A 6,137-nucleotide genomic window follows, 5' to 3' on the forward strand; every position below is an offset into this window, starting at 1 on the left:
CACCCACCCCTCACGGATGCATCCGCGCCCCCTTCAGCGCCTTGTCCACCGCGTTGCGCGGGCCGTGCACGGCCAGGCCGACCAGGTCCAGGTCCGCCGTCGGGACGGCCCGTACCGCCGCCCGGTTGTCGCGGTCGTTGCCGGTGCCGAAGAGGTCGGCGGTGAAGACGGCGCGGGGCAGGGCGCGGGTGAGGGCCCTGGCGTGGGCCGCCTTCAGGGTCTCCTTCGTGCCCTGGAAGACCAGCACCGGCTGGCGGAACATCGGCAGGTAGGCCACGCCGTCGGCGTCCTCGTAGGGCTCGCCGACCAGCTCGGGCAACCGGCTGCCCAGGCCACTGACGAGGAACGCCGTCACGTTCAGGCGCTGCCAGGGCTCCAGGTCCTCGCGGAGGAGTACGGCGATCTTGGTGTCGAAGCGGATCGGCTCGGTGTCCATGGGATGAGACTGCCGTTCGCGGCGCGGGACCGTCTTGTACGTTCTTTGCGTGGTCGCAGTCGCTCAGCCGGACGTCTCCGCCTGGCGCCCGCGCATCCCGGGCGTGGTGGAGGTCTTCCACGCCCACTTCACCGAGTACGCCTACCCGATGCACGTCCACGACGCCTGGACGCTGCTCATCGTCGACGACGGGGCCGTACGGTACGACCTCGACCGGCAGGAGCACGGCACCCCGCACGACACCGTGTCGCTGCTGCCGCCGCACGTCCCGCACAACGGTTCCCCCGCCACCCCGCACGGCTTCCGCAAGCGGGTGCTGTACCTCGACAGCGGCCACCTCGGGGACGAGCTGATCGGTCCGGCGGTGGACGGGCCCGACCTCCGCGACCCGGTGCTGCGGCTGCGGGTCGGGCAGTTGCACGGCGCGCTGTCCCGGCCCGGCGACGAGCTGGAAGCGGAGAGCCGGCTGGCGCTCGTCGGGGAGCGGCTGCGGGACCACCTGCGGCGGCGTGCCGCCGACAGCGACCGCACCCACCGCCCCGACCCGGCCCTCGCACGCGCCTTGCGCGAACTGCTCGACGAGCACATCCCCGACGGGCTCGCCCTCGCCGAGGCCGGGCGGGTGCTGCACTCCCATCCCGCCCACCTGGTACGGGCGTTCAGCACCGCCTACGGCCTTCCCCCGCACCAGTACCTGACGTCCCGCCGCGTCGGACGGGCCCGCAGGCTGCTGCTGGACGGGCGGTCGCCGGGCGACGTGGCGGCGGCGACCGGATTCTGCGACCAGGCCCATCTGACCCGGCACTTCAAGAAGCTGGTGGGGGTCACCCCGGGGCGCTACCGGCTCAGCGCGCGCTGAGCGTCGTACAGGTTGCGCGGCCGTACGACGTCCGTGGTGCCGTACAGCTCCAGGCGGGAGTGCAGGTCGCCGGTGAAGTCGGGGACGTCGGTCTGGTCGAACTCCCGGACCTCGTTCAGGCCGACCGTCGCCGACCAGGGAGCCAGGCCGTCGATCTTCACGAGTCCCGCGCGGCCGTTGGTGACCCGGATGTTCCAGTGGGTGAAGCGGGCGCCGAAGAGCGGGCCCGCGCCGGCGTCGCCGCCGTGACGGCCGTCGTTCTCGACCGTGATGTCGGTGCGGACGTTGCCGAAGGGCAGGCCGCGGTGGCTGTCGAAGGTGCCCATCCGCATGTCGCCGCGCGACCAGACGTTGTGGGAGGACAGGCCCTCGACGTTGATGCCGTGCAGCTGCGTGCCGGCCGGCGCGGGGACGGTGCGCCGCTCGATGGTGAAGTCCTCGACCAGGTTGTCGTGGGAGCCCTCGCGGCAGAAGTACGGGTGGTGGGAGCCGCGGCCGGCGACCCGGGTGCGGCGCAGGGTGCAGGCGGACGCGGCGACGAGGCCGAAGCCGTTGTCGACGTGCCGGACCGTCACGTCGTCCACCCAGCAGTCGTAGGCGCACTGCAGGACCACGCCGTTGTAGCCCTTGTCGAGGAGGTGCGGGGACTGCGGGGTCTCCACCGCCTCCAGGGTCAGCCCTGCCACCCCGGAACCGGTCAGCTCCGGGACGTGCGTGGTCAGCCGGGGGTCCCACTCGGGGCGCAGGTCGAGCGGCAGCGGGCGTTCGAGGGTGACGCGGCGGCCGCGCACCCGGGTGACGCGCACGGGCCACTCGTAGGGGACGTACGAGGTCAGCTTGGTCTTGTCGGTCCAGGAGTAGGCCGCGGGGCCGGGGCCGCCGCCCGCCATGTGCTGGAGCAGGGTGTGGGCGTCGTCGTCGGCGAGGCGCAGCAGGACCAGCCGGCCGGGCTCCAGGCGGTGCGCGTCGGCGACGGTCACCGTCCAGGAGCCCTGGCGGGCGGGCTCGACCGTCGTGAGGGTCGTCCACTCGTCCCGCGCGTTGCCGGTCCAGCCCTCGAAGGGCCAGGCCCGGGACCGGATCGCCGCCACCAGGGAGTCCCAACGGGCCCGGGGCGCCAGCCAGATCAGCCCTCCGGCCCAGGACCAGGACGACTTGTCGCCGCCGTAGCGTGAGCCGTAGGCGCCGATCAGTTCGGTGAGGTTCCTGGTGGCGTACAGGGTGGTGCGGCCGCTGCCGGCGCCGCGCAGGACCACGCCGGAGTCGCCGATGCGGATCACGTCGTCGATGCGGAAGGTGCCGGGGGGAATGGTGACCGTGCCACCGCCGGCCCGTCCGGCGGCGGCGATGGCACGGTTGATCGCGGGGGCGCAGTCCGTGGTGCCGTCCGGCACGGCGCCGAAGTCGGTGACGTCGGCGACGGCGCGGGGGCGGGGGAAGCGGCGGGACCCGCCGTGCAGGCCCGCCCGGCCGACGAACGGCATCTGGGGGTGGGTGAACGGTGTGCGGATGAACTCCCGCCACAGAAGGGGGACTTCGCCGCCGCCTCGGGGCGCTCCGGGCACCTCGGGGGCGGCCGGGACCGCTGGCGCCGCTGCCGCCGTGCCCGTCGCCGCGCCCAGGGCCACGGCGGTGGCGCCGGCGAGGAGTGCGCGCCTGCCGATGTGCTCGTGGTTCATGTCCGGCCGCCCCTTCATATTCACTCATATGAACGACGTTCAGGAATGCGTCGGCGGTGAGCATGCCACGGCACCCCGGGGCGGGGAAGGGGGCATGCGGCACAAGCCGCCGTGGAGGGACGCCGATGCGCCGGGCGCCGACTGGGGAAGCGCTAGTCGGTCGGGCGCTCGATCAGGCTCTTGAACGCGTCCAGGTTCTTCGTCGACTCTCCCCGGGACACCCGCCAGGCATACTCCTTGCGGATCGCGGTGGCGAAGCCCAGCTCCAGCAGGGTGTTGAAGGCGCCGTCCGCCGCCTCCAGCACCTGGCCGAGCAGGCGGTCGGTCTCCTCGGGGGTGACGGCGGCGAGCGGAAGGCGGCCCGTGACGTAGATGTCGCCGAGCTGGTCGACCGCGTAACTCACCCCGAACAGCTTGAGGTTGCGCTCCAGCAGCCAGCGGTGGACACCCGCCTCGTTCTCGTCCGGGTGGCGGATGACGAAGGCGTTGAGGGAGAGGGTGTGGCGGCCCACGAGGAGCGAGACGGTGGTGGAGAGCTTGCGCGTGCCGGGGAGTCCGACGACGAAGCTGCCGGTCTCCGGGCTCTCCCACTCCAGTTCGGCGTCCTTCAGCACGCCCTCGATGACCTGTACGGCCCGCTCCACATCACCCATGCTGGGAGCGTACGCGACGGCGGTGGGACTGGGTCGCGGCCGTGTACACGTCCGCGGTGGTGGCCGCCGCGGTGTCCCAGCCGAAACCCTGCGCGTGCCGGGCGGCGGCCGCGCCCATCTCCGTGTGCAGGGACGGCTCGTCGGCGAACCGGCGCAGCACGCGCGCGTACTCGGCCGGGTCGTGGCCGTCGACGAGGAAGCCGGTGACACCGTCGCGCACGGCCACCGGGAGACCGCCCACCGCGGCGGCGAGCACCGGGGTGCCGGCCGCCTGCGCCTCGATGGCGACGAGGCCGAAGGACTCGCTGTAGGAGGGCATGACGAGGACGGACGCCGCCCGGAACCAGTCCGCGAGCCGCTCCTGGCCGACCGGCGGACAGAACCGTACGACGTCGGCGACACCGAGCCGCGCGGCGAGCTTCTGCAGCCCCTCGGGCTTGGCGAGGCCGCTGCCGCTGGGGCCGCCGACGACGGGCACGACGGTCCGGGAGCGCAGTTCCGGGCGCTCGTCCAGCAGTACCGCGACCGCCCGGAGCAGGACGTCGGGGGCCTTCAGTGGCTGTATGCGGCCCGCGAACAGCGGGACCAGCGCGTCCTGCGGCAGGCCGAGGCGGGCGCGGGCGGCGGCGCGGCCGTCGCCGGGGCGGAAGCGGTCGAGGTTCACGCCCGGGTGGACCACGGCGACCTTGGCGGGCTCGGCCGCGTAGTGCCGGGCGAGTTCGCCGGCCTCTTCCGCGGTGTTGGCGATGAGCCGGTCGGCGGCGGCGACGATCTGGGTCTCGCCGATGACGCGGGCGGCGGGCTCGGGGGTGTCGCCGGCGGCCAGGCTGGCGTTCTTCACCTTGGCCATGGTGTGCATGGCGTGCACCAGGGGGACGCCCCAGCGCTGGGCGGCGAGCCAGCCGACGTGGCCGGAGAGCCAGTAGTGGGAGTGGACGAGGTCGTAGTAGCCGGGGCGGTGACCGGCCCACGCCTGCATCACGCCGTGCGTGAAGGCGCACAGCTGGGCGGGCAGGTCCTCTTTGGCCAGCCCCTCGTAGGGGCCCGCGTCCACGTGCCGGACGAGGACGCCGGGGGCGAGCGGGACGGTGGGCGGGAGGCCGCCGGCCGTGGCCCGGGTGAAGATCTCCACCTCGATGTTGATCGCCGCGAGCCGCTGGGCCAGCTCCACGATGTAGACGTTCATCCCGCCGGCGTCGCCGGTGCCGGGCTGGTGCAGCGGTGAGGTGTGCACGGAGAGCATGGCCACGCGCCGGGGCCTGCGGTGCAGCCTGAGGCGCGAGGGGGCCGAGGGGGAGCGACGCCCGAGCCTGGCGGCGTACTGGCTCACGTGGCCTTCCTCCTTGCTGCGGTCCTTGCTGCGGTCCTTGCTGCGGGCGTGCCTGCCGGAGGACGGGTCTCGCCCTCCACGGAGGTGCAACAGTGGCGCGTTCGAGTGCATTTCCCGATCAGGACGCTTTAATCAATCATTACCTTCGCTCGCTCAACCGTTCGACGGCATGCCGCGTAGGACCGCCGGACACCCCCCTACCCTCGTAGGCATGGCAACCCGCGCGACGCCCCTCCCCCGCTCTCGGCTCCGCTCGAGCGGGCGGACCCCCGTCGTGGGCACGGTGACGCGCGGGACGACCAACCCCAACCGGCTGCGCCGCATGGACCGCTGGATCGCGGCCACACACGGCGCGGAGCTGCGCCGCGCCGAGGACCCGGTGGCCGTGGACCTCGGCTACGGGGCGGCGCCGTGGACCGCCGTCGAGCTGCTGGGCCGGCTGCGGACCGCCGCCCCGCGCGTGCGGGTGGTCGGCGTCGAGATCGAGCCGGAGCGGGTGGCCGCGGCCAGGCCGTACGAGCGCGAGGGGCTGACCTTCCGGCACGGCGGCTTCGAGCTCCCGGTGCCCGGCCGGCCTGCTCTCGTCCGGGCCGCGAACGTGCTCCGCCAGTACGACGAGGAGCAGGTCGCCGCCGTGTGGGAGCGGCTGTGCGCGCGGCTCGCCCCGGCGGGCGGCGGCTCGCGCGGCGGGCTGCTGGTCGAGGGCACCTGCGACGAGATCGGACGCCGGCACGTGTGGGTGGCGCTCGGCCCCGAGGGGCCCCGGACGGTCACCTTCGCGACCCGGCTGGGCTCCCTCGACCGCCCCTCCGACCTCGCCGAGCGGCTGCCGAAGGCGCTGATCCACCGCAATGTGCCGGGCGAGCCGGTGCACGCCTTCCTGCGCGACTTCGACCGCGCCTGGGCGGCCGCCGCGCCCTACGCCTCCTACGGCGCCCGCCAGCGCTGGATCCGCACGGCCCGCGCCCTGCGCGCCGACTGGCCCCTGACGGACTCCCCGGCCCGCTGGCGCCAGGGGGAAGTCACGGTGTCGTGGGCCGCTTTGGCGCCGCGCGCCCGCTGACCGGCCAACGGCCGGGTGGGGCGGGGAACGATCTCCGTGCGTCGTTCGTCACATCGGCGGGGAGATCGTCGTAGGGGGCGGCCGCCCCGGGGAGATGTGCGGACGGACGGGGAGGGC

Annotated in this window: 6 protein-coding genes; 2 read left to right on the forward strand and 4 right to left on the reverse strand. The window is 74.1% G+C overall.

Features of this window, described 5'->3' with window-relative positions; genetic code table 11:
- Positions 1 to 10 precede the first annotated feature (10 nt).
- Entirely contained in the window at positions 11 to 436 is a 426-nt protein-coding gene (locus tag V7E45_RS38135; protein WP_333778862.1) for a DUF2000 domain-containing protein, read from the reverse strand.
- A 49-nt stretch (positions 437 to 485) separates the two neighbouring features.
- On the opposite strand from V7E45_RS38135, the gene V7E45_RS38140 reads away from it, so the two are divergent.
- On the forward strand, positions 486 to 1,295 hold the full coding sequence (locus V7E45_RS38140) for a helix-turn-helix transcriptional regulator (RefSeq protein ID WP_333778863.1): 810 nt from the start codon (positions 486 to 488) through the stop codon (positions 1,293 to 1,295).
- Here V7E45_RS38140 and V7E45_RS38145 read toward each other — a convergent pair.
- From V7E45_RS38145 to mshA, 3 genes are all read right to left on the reverse strand, one after another.
- Positions 1,274 to 2,974: a glycosyl hydrolase family 28-related protein gene (locus V7E45_RS38145; RefSeq protein ID WP_333778864.1), complete on the reverse strand. Its 1,701-nt coding sequence runs from the start codon at positions 2,972 to 2,974 to the stop codon at positions 1,274 to 1,276. The genes V7E45_RS38140 and V7E45_RS38145 overlap by 22 nt on opposite strands.
- 152 nt (positions 2,975 to 3,126) lie before the next feature.
- Entirely contained in the window at positions 3,127 to 3,627 is a 501-nt protein-coding gene (locus tag V7E45_RS38150) for a YbjN domain-containing protein (RefSeq protein ID WP_333778865.1), read from the reverse strand.
- A complete protein-coding gene (gene mshA / locus V7E45_RS38155) occupies positions 3,620 to 4,957 on the reverse strand; it encodes a D-inositol-3-phosphate glycosyltransferase (RefSeq protein WP_333778866.1) in 1,338 nt (445 codons plus the stop codon). The genes V7E45_RS38150 and mshA overlap by 8 nt, the downstream gene beginning before the upstream one ends.
- A 274-nt stretch (positions 4,958 to 5,231) precedes the next feature.
- Here mshA and V7E45_RS38160 point away from each other — a divergent pair, with 274 nt between their 5' ends.
- Positions 5,232 to 6,020 (forward strand): class I SAM-dependent methyltransferase, encoded by a 789-nt coding sequence (locus V7E45_RS38160; RefSeq protein ID WP_333778867.1) that lies wholly within the window; start codon positions 5,232 to 5,234, stop codon positions 6,018 to 6,020.
- The last annotated feature ends 117 nt before the right edge of the window (positions 6,021 to 6,137 follow it).

The organism is Streptomyces sp. IBSBF 3136 (assembly GCF_036815105.1).
GTDB lineage: Bacteria > Actinomycetota > Actinomycetes > Streptomycetales > Streptomycetaceae > Streptomyces.

Bases quoted from the DNA above. Each gene is read 5' to 3' on its own strand.
- V7E45_RS38135 (WP_333778862.1), bottom strand. From the start codon at position 436: ATGGACACCGAGCCGATCCGCTTCGACACCAAGATCGCCGTACTCCTC.
- V7E45_RS38145 (WP_333778864.1), bottom strand. From the start codon at position 2,974: ATGAACCACGAGCACATCGGCAGGCGCGCACTCCTCGCCGGCGCCACC.
- V7E45_RS38150 (WP_333778865.1), bottom strand. From the start codon at position 3,627: ATGGGTGATGTGGAGCGGGCCGTACAGGTCATCGAGGGCGTGCTGAAG.